Raw genomic sequence first — 12725 nt, 5'->3', positions numbered from 1 at the left:
GCCGCGCGACAATCACTGGCGACAATCCCCTTGCCCGCGACACACAAACCCGCCATCCTCGCTGATGTCGCGACCAAAGATTCTCATCCTGATTGACACGCTCCTCTCACCCAGATTGTCGCGCTATAGGCAGCACCGCGGGCGGCGATAACATCATGGCATTTGCGAGTGTCGAAAGCGCCATCCGCGGTGACGCTGCCGATCTCCTGATCGGGTGGGATCTGATCGAGCAGTTCGGGCAGCATGGGCGCGTCGCCTATGTCGCTGGTGGTGAACTCGGCAGCGCGGATTTCGAGTGTTTTCTCGTCAATTCCAACGTGGATCTTGCGCCATACAAGGCGTTTGGTGCCACCGTGCTTGCGCCATCGTCGGGCAAACAGTCCCCCGGACTGTTTGCTGACCCTCCTCTGTCCATTCACCTTCGCCCTCGACCTTGATGCCTGTGCTGTCGATTAGCAGGTGCAGCGGCCCGTCTGATCCTCGATACGGGATGTTGACCTGCAAGGTCTTCTGCCGACGTGAGAGCGTGCTGAAATTGGGCACGACCCAGTCCAACCCACTCAGCCGCAGCAGGCTTTCGACGAACCCGGTCGTCTGCCTCAGCGCCATGCCGAACAGCACTTTCATCGTAAGGCAGGTCTGGATTGCTGCATCGCTGTAGTCGGGCTGGCGATCACGCTTTCCGGTCGGCGTCGCCTCCCAGGTCATGGCGGGATCAAACCAGATCGTAAGCGAGCCACGGCGCTTGAGCGCTTCGTTATAGGCCGGCCAGTTCCTGGTCTTGTAGGCGGGGGGATGGGTCTGCTCATGCCGTCCAGCTACCACACTGGATTCACAAGATGAATCCCTCACGGGATTTGTGCAACAGAGCCGTTTCAGACGCTCCATGTGTGCGTCCGTCAGCCAAAAAAGATTGCTCATTGATCGGTCTCCTTACGGAACGTGAATCACGTAGCAAGATCAAAATCAATGGGTCCTGAGCCTAGTTTTTCTACGGGTGGCGGGCCTGATCAACGTCCTGCAGCAATGCCTCCACCCGTCGGATGAACGCCGCCCGGGTCTGGACGGGCGGGGAGGGGTCGATGCGGCGTTGGGCAATCAGCGCCGGGTCCGGGCGGCCAAACAGGCGGTTGGCCTCGGCCTCGGAAAACCCGGCGATCTGCACCGCTTCCAGCCAGGCCGAAATCCGGTCCGCCCGCTTGATCGCCCGTTTGATCCGGTCCGGCAATTGCGCGGGCAGGCCAAAACGGATGTGGATCGCCGCCGTCAGCCGCTTGTCCAGCACGTCATAGCCCGGCCCGATCGCTGCCTTCACCGGCGATATCATGTCCCCGATCACATATTCCGGCGCGTCATGCAGAAGGGCTGCCAGCCGCCAGCGGGGTTCCGCCCCGGGCTGCAGGGCGGCAAAGAGGTCTTCAACCAGCAGCGCATGTTCGGCCACGGAATAGGGCCAGTCCCCCTGGGTCTGGCCATTCCAGCGGGCAACGAAGGCCAGCCCGTGGGCGATGTCCTCCAGCTCGATATCCACCGGCGTGGGGTCCAGCAGGTCCAGTCTGCGCCCCGAAAGCATGCGTTGCCAGGCGCGGGGGGGGTTCATCGGGGCCTCCGGTCAACTGCGGCGATGGCAGTGGCCATAGCGAAGCCCCGCTTCAGGCTCAACCCTTGGCGGTAGGGCTCAGTTGGCGGCGAGCAGTTCCAGTGCGGTTGCAGGGTAATCGGTGATGACCCCGTCCACCCCCATGTCGATCATCTCCTGCATCTCATCTCGGTCATTGACGGTCCAGACATTGACCGCCAGGCCCAGGTCATGGGCCTCAGCCAGACGCTTTGGCGTGACGTCCCGGCGATACGCGTTCCAGCATTTCCCGCCCTGCGCTGCGATCAGCCGGGGCAGACTGTCGCCATGATCGGCCAGCGACAGCCCGTCCATCCAGGGAGAGCCCGCATGGATCATGTTTTCGGGCCCGGGCTGCTCATAGGTCAGATAGGCCCGGGCAATCTCGGGGGCGGTGGCCCGCAGGGCCGACAGCACACGCCAGTCAAAGCTGGAAAAGACGCATTGCCCCGCAATCCCGTGGCGCCGGAGAACCGCGAGGGCATCGCCAACAAGGACTTCCGGGGGGTTGGCCAGGTCATCGCGATGGGCGTAGGACTTGATCTCGATATTGACGATCAATCCGCGATCCGCCTTTGCCCAGGCCGCGAATTCATCCAGGCTGGGCACGCGCGCGCCATCCCGGGGGGCCTGATCCGGGTAGTTTTCACCATACTTGTGATGCGGGTTCAGGCGCCCCACATCATAGCCCTGCAGTTCCACCAGGGTCAGGTCCATCACCCTTGGCCCTGCATCGGACAGCCAGTTGCCTGCCGGGTCGCGGGCCAGTTGCGCAGGCATCAGCGGGTCATGGATGACAACCGGAACGCGCCCGGCGGCGTTCTGCACATCCAGTTCAACGGCCCCGATACCGATCTGGCGCAGGTATTCGAACCCCGCCATGGTGTTTTCCGGCAGAACCCCGCGCGCACCGCGATGGCCATAGATGATGGGTCGGCCCGCTGGCCGGCGAAAGGGGTTCGTCATCGAGCTGTGCTCCGTCAGGCGACGCGCTGGCCGCTGGCACTGTCAAAGGGGTGAAGCTGATCGCGGCGCAGGCTGAAGGTCAGTGCCGTGCCTTCGCTGACATCGGGCACCTGGGGCAGGCGCGCCACGAAGATGTCCTTCAACCCTGCAAGTTTCAGGTGCAGATGGCTTTCCGCCCCGGCCGGTTCCAGCAGCATCAGCTCGCCCGTAAGCGCCATTTCGCCCTCCTTCGGGGGGGCAAGCGACAGATCCTCGGGGCGGATGCCGATCAGGTCGGCGGATTGGGGCAGATGGGCCAGATCATCCGCCGAGACCAGCGTTTTCAGATACTCCGCTGGCAGCATGTTCATGGCAGGCGAGCCGATGAACCCCGCGACAAAGGTGGTGGCCGGGCGGGAATAGAGCTCCATCGGGGTGCCGACCTGTTCGATCCGCCCGGCGTTGAGCACCACCAGCCGGTCGGCCATGGTCAGCGCCTCAAGCTGGTCATGGGTCACATAAAGCGAGGTGGTGCGGAGCCGTTTCTGCAACTGCCGGATTTCCACCCGCATCTGCACGCGGAGTTTCGCATCCAGGTTCGACAGCGGTTCATCGAACAGGAAGGCCGCAGGCTCGCGCACCAGCGCACGCCCCATGGCGACCCGCTGGCGCTGCCCGCCCGAAAGCTGGCGCGGCTTGCGGTCCAGAAACTGGCCGATCTCCAGCATCTGGGCGGCCTCGCGCACGCGGCGGTCGATCTCGGCCTTCTTGAAGCCGCGGTTCTTCAACCCGTAGGCCAGATTGTTGAACACGGTCATATGCGGGTAAAGCGCGTAGTTTTGGAACACCATGGCGATGTCGCGGTCGGCGGGTTCCAGATTGTTCACCACCCGGTCGCCGATCTTGAGCGTGCCGTCGCTGATGGTTTCCAGCCCCGCGACCATGCGCAAGAGCGTGGACTTGCCACACCCCGAAGGGCCGACCAGCACGATCATCTCGCCATCGGCGATATCCAGATTGACATCGGACACCGCCTTTACGCCGCCGATATAGACCTTGCACAGGTTGTCCATCGTAATGGAAGCCATGGATTATTTCTCCGTCTCGGTCAGGCCTTTGACGAACAGGCGCTGCATGAACAGGATGACAAGCACCGGGGGCAGGGCGGCCAGCACCACGGTGGCCATGACCAGATGCCACAAGGGTTCGCTGTCGCCCCCGGTCACCATGCGCTGGATGCCCATGACGATGGTGTAATAGTCCGGGTCGGTGGTGATCAGCAGCGGCCAGAGATACTGGTTCCAGCCGTAGATGAACATGATCACGAAGAGCGCCGCGATATTGGTGATCGACAGCGGCAGCAGGATGTCCTTGAAGAACTTCATCGGCCCCGCGCCATCGACACGGGCGGCCTCCATCAATTCCTCGGGCACGGTCATGAAGAACTGCCGGAACAGGAAGGTCGCCGTGGCCGAGGCGATCAGCGGGATCGACAGGCCCGCGAAGCTGTTGAGCATCCCGAAATCGGCCACCACCTGGAAGGTCGGCACGATCCGCACCTCAACCGGCAGCATCAGGGTCAGGAAGATGATCCAGAAGAAGAAGATGCGCCCCGGAAAGCGGAAATAGACGATGGCAAAGGCCGAGATGATCGAGATCGACAACTTGCCGATGGTGATCGCCATGGCCATGATGAAGCTGTTCCACATCATGCCCCCGATGGGCGGCGTGCCCGCGCGCGAACGCCCTTCGGTGATGGCGGTGGTGTAGTTCTCCCAGGCGTTGGTGCCCGGCCAGAGCGGCATCACCCCGCGCACGAAGGTCCCCGGCGGGTGGGTCGAGGCGATGATCGCCACATAGACCGGGAAGACCACGATGGCGACGCCCAGGATCAGGATGACATGGGCGAAAAAGTTGCCCCAGCGATTGTTTTCTACCATTGACCGGTCCCCCTCAGTAATTCACGCGCCGCTCGATATAGCGGAACTGGATGACGGTCAGGACGATGACGATCCCCATCAGCACCACCGACTGCGCCGCCGATGAGCCGAAATTCAGGTTCACGAACCCGTCTCGATACACCTTGTAGACCAGGATGTTGGTGGCCTGCGCCGGCCCGCCCTCGGTCGTGGCATGGATCACGCCAAAGGTGTCGAACATGGCGTAGACGATGTTGATCACCAGCAGGAAGAAAGTGATCGGCGACAAGAGCGGGAAGACGATTGTCCAGAAGCGCTTCATCCGGCTGGCCCCGTCGATGGCCGCGGCCTCGATCAGCGATTGCGGGATGGCGGCCAGCCCGGCCAGGAAGAACAGGAAATTGTAGCTGATCTGCCGCCAGGCCGAGGCGATGATGACCATGATCATGGCATCATTGCCGTCGCGCCGGTGGTTCCAGTTGTAGCCCACCATGTCCAGCATGTAGGGCATGATGCCGATGGACGGGTTGAAGATGAACCACCACAGCACCCCCGCGATGGCGGGCGCGATGGCATAGGGCCAGACCAGAAAGGTGGTGTAGGTGTCGCGCGAGCGGATCATGCGGTTCACCATGACCGCAAACAGCAGCGCCACCGACATGGACAGGAGCGTGGTGCCGATGGCGAAGACCGCAGTGACCTTCAGCGAATTCAGATAGAGCGGATCGGCGAACAGCGCCTGGAAATTCTGGAACCAGACGAACTGCGGCGGTCGGATGCCGAAGGCATCGCCCTGCCGGTAGACCGATTGCCGGAGCGCCTGAAACGACGGCCAGATGAAGAAGATCAGGGTGATGATCACCTGCGGGGCCAGCAGCGCATAGGGCAGCCAGCTGCGGGAGAAAGTCATGCGTTTGGTCTGCATCGGTCCAGTCCGCGCAAGGGAAAACAGCCCGCCCCCGTTTCCGGGGGCGGGCGGCAAGGGGTGGCGTCAGTTCATGGACGCTTCGAACTCGCGCAGCAGCGCGTTGCCGCGGCGCACCGCGTCATCGGCGCCTTCCTGGCCGGTCTTGGCGCCCGACATCACCGCTTCCATCTCTTCCGAGATGATGTCGCGGATCTGCACGAAGTTGCCGAAACGCAGCCCGCTGGAGTTCTCGGTCGGCGGGTTCAGCGTCATCTGCCTGATCGAGGTGTCGGCGCCGGGGTTCTCGTCGTAATACCCCTGCTCGGCGGTCAGGTCGAAGGACGCCTGGGTGATCGGCAGATAGCCCGTGTCCTGGTGCCACTGGGCCTGCACTTCGGGCTGCGAGAGGAACTCGAAGAAGGCCGCGACAGCGGCGTATTCCTCGTCGGTGTGCCCGGTCAGCACCCAGAGCGTGGCACCGCCGATGATGGTGTTCTGCGGTGCGCCCTCGATATCGTCATAGTAGGGCTGGAAGCCGTAACCGACCTCGAAGTCCGAGTTGCGCAGCACACCGGCGCGGCTGGCCGAGGAGCCGAAGACGAAGCCGCAGTCGGCGGCATAGAAGGCCGGGAAGGCATCCGGGCCCGGCCCGGGGCCGCCCCAGCGGAACACATTGTCATCCTGCCAGGCGGCAAGGTTGTCCCAATGGCGGGCGACATGCTCGTTGTTGAAGACGAATTCGGTGTCGAAGCCTTCGAACCCGTTGGCCTGCGTACCCAGCGGGATGTTGTGCCAGGCGCTGAAGTTTTCCAGCATCACCCAGGACGGCCAGGAGGTGGTGAACCCGCAGGGCGCAGCCCCCGATTCGACGATGGCGCGCGCGGCTTCCTCGGCCTCGGCCCAGGTGGCGGGCGGGGTTTCCGGGTCCAGCCCGGCGGCCTCGAACACGTCCTTGTTGTAATACATGATCGGGGTGGACGAGTTGAACGGGAAGGACAGCATGTTCCCGTCCGGGTCGGTGTAGTAGCTCACCACCGTATCCAGATAGGCGTCCGGGTCGAAATGCACGTCATTGTCGGCCATGAGCTGGTAGATCGGATAGATCGCGCCCTCGGCGGCCATCATGGTGCCGGTGCCAACTTCGAACACCTGCAGGATATGCGGTTGCTGGTTGGCCCGGAAGGCCGCAATAGCGCCGGTCATGGTCTCGGTATAGGTGCCGCGATAGCTGGGCACCACGCGGTACTGGTCCTGGCTTTCGTTGAAGGCCTCGGCCACACCTTCCAGCAGCTCGCCAAGTTCGCCGCCCATGGCGTGCCACCAGGAAACGGTGGTCTGCGACAGGGCCATGGCAGGGGTCAGTGCGGTGGTTGCCGCCAGACAAGCCCCAAACAACGGTTTTTTCATGATATCCTCCCTTTCAGAGGTAGCGGTGAAGCGGTTGTCTCATGGCGACCGCAGCGTGCCGCGTGTCGCGCGCTACCATCGCTACGGTGGCATTGTAACAGACATAAGACAAGACAATTTTTTTCCCAAAGGGTATAATATCATGTTATATCGCTGCGGCGATCTGCCCGGAGTTTCCCCATGCACCCCCAGCTCAGCCCCCGCCAGCTTGAAGCCTTTCTGGCCGTCGTGGACAACGGAACCATGACGCGCGCCGCGCAGATGCTGGATATCTCGCAGCCTGCGGTCAGCCGTCTGATCTCGGATCTGACCGATGCGCTGGGGTTTGCGCTGTTTGACCGGCGCGACGGGCGGCTGGTTCCCACGCAAGAGGCCCGCCTGCTGCTCCCGGATGTGAAACGCTCCCTGGCGCTGCTGGACCGCATTTCCGAAACCGGCCGCAACATAACCCAGCGCACCGCCGGGCATCTGCGAATCACCTGCCTGCCGGGGTTTGCGGTCAGCCATCTGCCCGGGGTGATCGCGCGCTTCCTGCAGGAACGCCCGGGCGTCAGCGTCACGCTGGAGCCCGACCGCCCCGAGCGGGTGCTGGAATGGATGGTGGGAGAGCAGTTCGACCTGGGTATAACCGATGGATTTGGTGGCCATCCGGCGGTGGAAAGCGAACGGATCGATATCCGCACCGTCTGCATTTTCCCCTCGGGCAGCCCGCTGGGAAGCAAGAGTGTTCTGCGCCCGCGGGATATCGCCGCCGAAAAGCTGATCCATACACTGCGCGAAAGTGCCTTCTACCAGACGCTGCATGATGCGTTTCAGGCCGATGGCGTCAGCATCCGAACCTATATCGAGGCCCGCCAGTTCACCACGGCCTGCGAACTGGTGCGTCACGGCCTGGGCGTGGCGGTCATCAGCGAGCTGGATGCCGCGCAATATCAGGGGCGCGGGATCGATTACCGCCCGTTCCGGCCCGCCATCGCGCACCGCCTGTCCCTGGTGCGCCCGATCCACAAGCAACCGTCGATGATCACGCTGGAATTCATCGAAGCCTTTAGCGAAAGTCTGCGCGCATATGCCATGGCGCAGGGCTGAGGTCAGCGGCGTCGGGCGCCGTCAGCGCACCCTGTGCCAGCCTGATCAGCCTCTGCCAGTTCCCGGCATGGCCGAATCAGGTCACCCGAAGGCGCGGGCTGGCGCTGGCTGCTGCATCCGGGCGCTGGCGTTTGCGGGCGCGTGCCGGTCTGGTCATGGGCTCATGGCCCGGTGGCCAGTCGCAGCACCACCCCTCCGATCACAGCGCAAAAGCCCCCCCAGGCAAGGGCGAAGATGATGCGCTGCGGCCAGGGATGCCGCTGGCCCATGTTGGTGCGGTTCTGGCTGCGCAGGCCGCCGATGCGCCATCCGCGCGGCCCTTGCACCATGGACCCGCCGCCGGGGGTGTCAGGCCCGCCGTTCTGGTCGGCCGTTGTGCCCGGTGCTGGGGCAATGGCGCGCGCGTTGGGCCCTGCGCGATTCCGGGCGCGCTGTCGGTCCTGACCCGGTGCCGCATCGTGCCTTGGGGGCTGCCCTGCCGGGCCGGGTCGCGCTACGCTCTCGGGGCGCGGGGGGGCGTCCTGCTGCTGGACATGGAGCGCCTGGTGCAGCGCGCGGGTCTGGCTGTGCAATGCCCGCCCATCCGGCGAGCCCGCATGCCGGGCTTCGCCCGTGGCGGGATCATCCGTCCCGGCCCTGCGGACGATTTCAGCTTGCAATATGGTCCCTGAGGCGCCGTTTCGGCGATTGCTGCGCAAGCGCGGCCATTTGCGCCAGACATCGCGCGGCGGATGGATTGTCAGCTTGGGCTCGGCCGGGTTGCGCAGGATACCCACCCGCGCCTGCTGCGCGGCGCGGCGTTCCTCGACCGTGGCTTGCGGATTGGTCAACCGGACATGGGCCATGACGGTATCCGGCCGGTCCGGTATCCGAGAACTGCTTTCCTGTTTCATCACACACCCCGTTCTGTCGCTGAACATCACAGGAGGTGCCCACCACCCGGCACACCCCTGACGATTCAGCCCCCACCGAATCCGAGTGTTGCAGCCAATCGTTAAGAACCTGTCACCGGCGGCTGCGGCGCCTTGGTCCCCGCTGCGCCCCTGGAACCTTGGAGTTGAAGGCAGGCGGGCGGCGGGCGACCCAGGCGATGAACCGGGCCAGCCGCGGGTGGGCGCGCAGGGCCTCAGGGGTGTTGTAGATCGTGGCCAGCTCGGTCTCGGTCAGGGTGGCATGGATTTCGCGGTGGCAGATGCTGTGCAGCAGCACCACCGGCCCGCCCTTGCCGCCGCGCAGCTTCGGGATCAGGTGATGGAGGCTTTGCGGCACCCCGGGCGGAATGGGGCGCCTGCAAAGCGGGCATTCGGGGTCGCTTTCAGGGGGCTGGTCCATGGGGGTCCTGCAGGTTAGTGCAGGTCAAAGAATGGCGCATCCCGCGCCCGAGGCAAGCCCATGCACCCGGCACAGGATCACGATGACCGCCCCGCCGCGCTGGTGATCGGCGCCGGCCCCGCCGGGCTGATGGCGGCGGAAATGCTGGGCGCGGCTGCCATCCCCGTCACCCTGTGCGAGGGCAGACCCAGCGCGGCGCGCAAATTCCTGATGGCCGGAAAATCCGGGCTGAACCTGACCAAGGCCGAAGCCCGGCCCGAATTTGACGCCGCCTATGCCGAGGCCGCCGACTGGCTGGCCCCCATGCTGGCCGCCTGCGGCCCCGATGCGGTGCAGGACTGGGCGCGGGGGCTGGGGCAGGAGGTATTCACCGGCAGTTCGGGGCGGGTGTTTCCGGTGGCAATGAAGGCCTCGCCGCTGTTGCGGGCCTGGCTGGCGCGGCTGGCGGGGCAGGGGATGCGCCTGCGCACGCGCTGGCGCTGGCAGGGGTGGGATGAGGATGGCGCGCTGTGCTTTGACACGCCCGAAGGCCCCCGCCGCCTGCGGCCGGGGGTGACGGTGCTGGCACTGGGCGGGGCCAGTTGGGCGCGGCTGGGGTCGGACGGGGCCTGGGCGCCGATCCTGGGCGCGGCAGGTGTGGAGCTGGCGCCGTTCCAGCCTGCGAACATGGGCGTTCTGGTTGATTGGTCGGCACATATGGCGCCGCATTTCGGCGCGCCGGTGAAGGGGATTGCGCTGATGGCCGGGGCGCAGCGGGTACGCGCCGAATGCGTGCTGAGCGCGCGGGGGCTGGAGGGCGGCGGCATCTACGCCATCAGCCGCGCCCTGCGCGAGGGGGCCCCCCTGCGGCTGGACCTGTTCCCCGATCTGGACGCGGCAACCCTGACCTGCCGTCTGGCGGCCCGCCCCGCCCGCGAAAGCGGCACCAATCGCCTGCGCAAGGCGCTGCGGCTGTCCGGCGTGCGGCTGGCGCTGGTGCAGGAGCTCCTGCGCCCCGTGCCGCGCGATGCAGCGGTGCTGGCGTCAGGGCTGAAGGCGCTCACAGTGCCGCTGGCGGGCGTTGCTCCGCTGGACGAGGCGATCTCGACCGCCGGGGGCGTTCGGCGCTGCGCCGTGGATGACGGGCTGATGCTGCGCGCCCGGCCCGGCGTCTTTGTTGCCGGGGAAATGCTGGATTGGGAGGCCCCGACGGGCGGCTATCTGATCACCGGTTGTCTGGCCACCGGCCGCCATGCCGGGCGCGCAGCCGCGGACTGGCTGCAGCGTCACCGTTAGAATATCCTCCTTGATCAAGCTGTTCTCGGGGCCCGGTGCCGAATCCTGTCCGTCGAGGAACTGGCCAGTTCGATCAGCTTTCTCATAAGGGCACTGAGCGCGGCTTTCGCGCGTTTCCCGGCCCGGATCATGGCTTCATGATTCCGCCTCAGCCCCGGGCTGTCGCGTGCGGCGACAAGGGCGGGGCCTGCAGAGCGCATGGCAGTCATCGACACGCGGCTTTCCCGGTCGTCAGGAAACCGATCCCCCGGGTTGTTTTCCCGCCGCACCCGGTCAGCCACAAATGATTGCGCATCGATGGGTCTCGGCCGCCGTGCCGCAACGTCCGCGGAGGGTCTTGGCGCTCAGACCGGCTGCGGGCGCATGTCGGCGGGGTCGATACCGGCCACGGGGACGGGTTTCTTCATGGCATCGCGGCGGAAGGGCTCGCCCAGTTCCTGATTGATCATGGCTTCGATCAACGTGGTCCGGCCATGCTTCATCTGCTCTTCGACCGCCGTGTTCAGCGCCTCGGTCAGCTCTTCCATGGTGCGCGCCACCACGCCCTTCAGCCCGCAGGCCTTTGCCATGGCAGCGTAGCTGACCTGTTCATCCAGTTCGGTGCCGACGAAATTGTCATCATACCACAGGGTCGAGTTGCGCTTTTCCGCACCCCACTGGTAGTTGCGGAACACCACCATGGTCACCGCGGGCCATTCAGGCCGTCCGATGGCGGTCAGTTCCGTCACCGCAATGCCAAAGGCGCCATCCCCGGCAAAGCCCACCACCGGCACATCCGGGCAACCGATCTTGGCACCGACAATCGCCGGAAGGCCGTAGCCACAGGGGCCGAACAGCCCGGGCGCCAGGTATTTCCGCCCCGCGTCAAAGCTGGGATAGGCGTTGCCGATGGCGCAGTTGTTGCCGATATCGGTCGAAATGATGGCCTCGCGCGGGAGCGCGGCCTGAATCGCGCGCCAGGCCATGCGCGGGGACATCCAGTCCGGCTTGGCGTCGCGGGCGCGTTCGTTCCAGGTGGTGCCGGGATCATCGTCTTCGTGGTCCATCGATGACAGCGCCTGTGCCCAGGCGGATTTGCGCTGGGCGATCTCGGCGCGGCGGGCCTCGCGGTCGGTATTGCCGGCATCGGGGGCCAGACGCTCCAGAATGCCGCGGGCGGTGGCCCTGGCGTCACCGATGATGCTGACGCTGACGGCCTTGGTCAGGCCGATCCGGTCCGGGTTCATGTCCACCTGGATGATCTGCGCGTCCTTCGGCCAGTAGTCGATGCCATAGCCCGGCAGGGTGGAAAACGGGTTCAGCCGCGTGCCCAGTGCCAGCACCACATCGGCGCGGGCAATCAGCTCCATCGCCGCGCGCGAGCCGTTATAGCCCAGCGGCCCGGCAAATAGCGGATGCATGCCCGGAAAGGCGTCATTGTGCTGATAGCCCACGCAAACCGGGGCATCCAGACGCTCGGCCAGGGCAACGGTGTCAGAGATGGCGCCGGACAGCACCACCCCCGCGCCGTTCAGGATCACCGGAAAGCGCGCCTGCGACAGCAGCGCGGCGGCACGGTCCAGCGCCGCGGGGGACGGGGCGGGCGGGTCGATCAGCGCAGGCTCCGGCAAGTCGATATCCACCACCTGGGTCCAGTAGTCGCGCGGAATGTTGATCTGCGCAGGCGCCGAACGGCGGCGGGCATTGGCGATCACGCGGGCCAGCACCTCGGCAATGCGGGCGGGGTCGCGCACCTCCTCCTGATAGGCGACCATATCGCGGAACAGCGCCATCTGTTCGACCTCCTGGAACCCGCCCTGACCGATGGTCTTGTTCGCGGCCTGCGGCGTGACCAGCAGCAGCGGCGTGTGGTTCCAGTAGGCGGCCTTGACGGCGGTGACGAAGTTGGTGATCCCGGGGCCGTTCTGCGCGATCATCATGCTCATGCGCCCGGATGCCCGGGTGAACCCGTCGGCCATCATCCCGCCCGAGCCTTCATGCGCGCAATCCCAGAAGGTGATGCCTGCGCGCGGAAACAGATCCGATATCGGCATGAAGGCCGAGCCGATGATGCCAAAGGCGTTGTCGATCCCGTGGCGCTGCAGGGTTTTGACGAAGGCTTCCTCGGTCGTCATCTTCATCGGCTGGCTCCTTGTCCTGCGCCCGGGGCCTCTGGCCCGTCCCGGGATCAAGCATGGGTCACGTCAGCGCGCAGGTTTAGGGCCAGATGCCGCCGATCCATGATGCCAGAATC

At 65.3% G+C, this 12725-nt stretch carries 11 protein-coding genes and 1 pseudogene; 2 read left to right on the top strand and 10 right to left on the bottom strand.

Annotated features, from left to right (window positions below; all coding sequences use genetic code 11):
• Positions 1 to 131: 131 nt before the first annotated feature.
• From HUK65_RS06975 to ugpB, 7 genes and pseudogenes are all read right to left on the bottom strand, one after another.
• Positions 132 to 809 (bottom strand): annotated as a pseudogene (locus tag HUK65_RS06975) (IS5 family transposase); the annotation flags it as partial.
• Positions 810 to 991: 182 nt separating this feature from the next.
• Entirely contained in the window at positions 992 to 1600 is a 609-nt protein-coding gene (locus HUK65_RS06970; RefSeq protein WP_179905431.1) for an HD domain-containing protein, read from the bottom strand.
• A gap of 78 nt (positions 1601 to 1678) precedes the next feature.
• Positions 1679 to 2584, bottom strand: a complete 906-nt coding sequence (locus HUK65_RS06965; RefSeq protein ID WP_179905430.1) for a glycerophosphodiester phosphodiesterase family protein — start codon at positions 2582 to 2584, stop codon at positions 1679 to 1681.
• A 14-nt stretch (positions 2585 to 2598) separates the two neighbouring features.
• Positions 2599 to 3651: a sn-glycerol-3-phosphate import ATP-binding protein UgpC gene (locus HUK65_RS06960; protein WP_179905429.1), complete on the bottom strand. Its 1053-nt coding sequence runs from the start codon at positions 3649 to 3651 to the stop codon at positions 2599 to 2601.
• A gap of 3 nt (positions 3652 to 3654) precedes the next feature.
• On the bottom strand, positions 3655 to 4503 hold the full coding sequence (ugpE, locus tag HUK65_RS06955) for a sn-glycerol-3-phosphate ABC transporter permease UgpE (protein ID WP_179905428.1): 849 nt from the start codon (positions 4501 to 4503) through the stop codon (positions 3655 to 3657).
• Between the two features lie 13 nt (positions 4504 to 4516).
• A complete protein-coding gene (gene ugpA / locus HUK65_RS06950) occupies positions 4517 to 5407 on the bottom strand; it encodes a sn-glycerol-3-phosphate ABC transporter permease UgpA (protein WP_179905427.1) in 891 nt (296 codons plus the stop codon).
• A gap of 66 nt (positions 5408 to 5473) precedes the next feature.
• Positions 5474 to 6796: a sn-glycerol-3-phosphate ABC transporter substrate-binding protein UgpB gene (gene ugpB / locus HUK65_RS06945; protein ID WP_179905426.1), complete on the bottom strand. Its 1323-nt coding sequence runs from the start codon at positions 6794 to 6796 to the stop codon at positions 5474 to 5476.
• A gap of 180 nt (positions 6797 to 6976) precedes the next feature.
• Here ugpB and HUK65_RS06940 point away from each other — a divergent pair, with 180 nt between their 5' ends.
• Positions 6977 to 7885 carry a LysR substrate-binding domain-containing protein gene (locus tag HUK65_RS06940; protein ID WP_179905425.1) on the top strand — a complete coding sequence of 303 codons (909 nt, stop codon included), beginning with the start codon at positions 6977 to 6979 and terminating at the stop codon, positions 7883 to 7885.
• Between the two features lie 161 nt (positions 7886 to 8046).
• Here HUK65_RS06940 and HUK65_RS06935 read toward each other — a convergent pair whose 3' ends face one another.
• Positions 8047 to 8778 carry a hypothetical protein gene (locus HUK65_RS06935; protein ID WP_179905424.1) on the bottom strand — a complete coding sequence of 244 codons (732 nt, stop codon included), beginning with the start codon at positions 8776 to 8778 and terminating at the stop codon, positions 8047 to 8049.
• Between the two features lie 112 nt (positions 8779 to 8890).
• Positions 8891 to 9217, bottom strand: coding sequence for an HNH endonuclease family protein (locus HUK65_RS06930; RefSeq protein ID WP_179905423.1), 327 nt, complete (start codon positions 9215 to 9217; stop codon positions 8891 to 8893).
• Between the two features lie 60 nt (positions 9218 to 9277).
• On the opposite strand from HUK65_RS06930, the gene HUK65_RS06925 reads away from it, so the two are divergent.
• A complete protein-coding gene (locus HUK65_RS06925; protein ID WP_179905422.1) occupies positions 9278 to 10492 on the top strand; it encodes a TIGR03862 family flavoprotein in 1215 nt (404 codons plus the stop codon).
• A gap of 344 nt (positions 10493 to 10836) precedes the next feature.
• Here HUK65_RS06925 and xsc read toward each other — a convergent pair whose 3' ends face one another.
• Positions 10837 to 12612, bottom strand: a complete 1776-nt coding sequence (xsc, locus tag HUK65_RS06920; RefSeq protein WP_179905421.1) for a sulfoacetaldehyde acetyltransferase — start codon at positions 12610 to 12612, stop codon at positions 10837 to 10839.
• Positions 12613 to 12725 lie beyond the last annotated feature (113 nt).

Source organism: Rhabdonatronobacter sediminivivens (genome assembly GCF_013415485.1).
Lineage (GTDB): Bacteria > Pseudomonadota > Alphaproteobacteria > Rhodobacterales > Rhodobacteraceae > Rhabdonatronobacter > Rhabdonatronobacter sediminivivens.
The sequence above is the reverse complement of the archived record's forward strand: the minus strand, read 5'-3'. Positions and strand labels throughout refer to the sequence as shown.

Bases quoted from the DNA above. Each gene is read 5' to 3' on its own strand.
- ugpE (WP_179905428.1), bottom strand. From the start codon at position 4,503: ATGGTAGAAAACAATCGCTGGGGCAACTTTTTCGCCCATGTCATCCTG.
- HUK65_RS06935 (WP_179905424.1), bottom strand. From the start codon at position 8,778: ATGAAACAGGAAAGCAGTTCTCGGATACCGGACCGGCCGGATACCGTC.
- HUK65_RS06960 (WP_179905429.1), bottom strand. From the start codon at position 3,651: ATGGCTTCCATTACGATGGACAACCTGTGCAAGGTCTATATCGGCGGC.
- HUK65_RS06930 (WP_179905423.1), bottom strand. From the start codon at position 9,217: ATGGACCAGCCCCCTGAAAGCGACCCCGAATGCCCGCTTTGCAGGCGC.
- HUK65_RS06940 (WP_179905425.1), top strand. From the start codon at position 6,977: ATGCACCCCCAGCTCAGCCCCCGCCAGCTTGAAGCCTTTCTGGCCGTC.
- ugpB (WP_179905426.1), bottom strand. From the start codon at position 6,796: ATGAAAAAACCGTTGTTTGGGGCTTGTCTGGCGGCAACCACCGCACTG.
- ugpA (WP_179905427.1), bottom strand. From the start codon at position 5,407: ATGCAGACCAAACGCATGACTTTCTCCCGCAGCTGGCTGCCCTATGCG.
- xsc (WP_179905421.1), bottom strand. From the start codon at position 12,612: ATGAAGATGACGACCGAGGAAGCCTTCGTCAAAACCCTGCAGCGCCAC.
- HUK65_RS06965 (WP_179905430.1), bottom strand. From the start codon at position 2,584: ATGACGAACCCCTTTCGCCGGCCAGCGGGCCGACCCATCATCTATGGC.
- HUK65_RS06925 (WP_179905422.1), top strand. From the start codon at position 9,278: ATGCACCCGGCACAGGATCACGATGACCGCCCCGCCGCGCTGGTGATC.
- HUK65_RS06970 (WP_179905431.1), bottom strand. From the start codon at position 1,600: ATGAACCCCCCCCGCGCCTGGCAACGCATGCTTTCGGGGCGCAGACTG.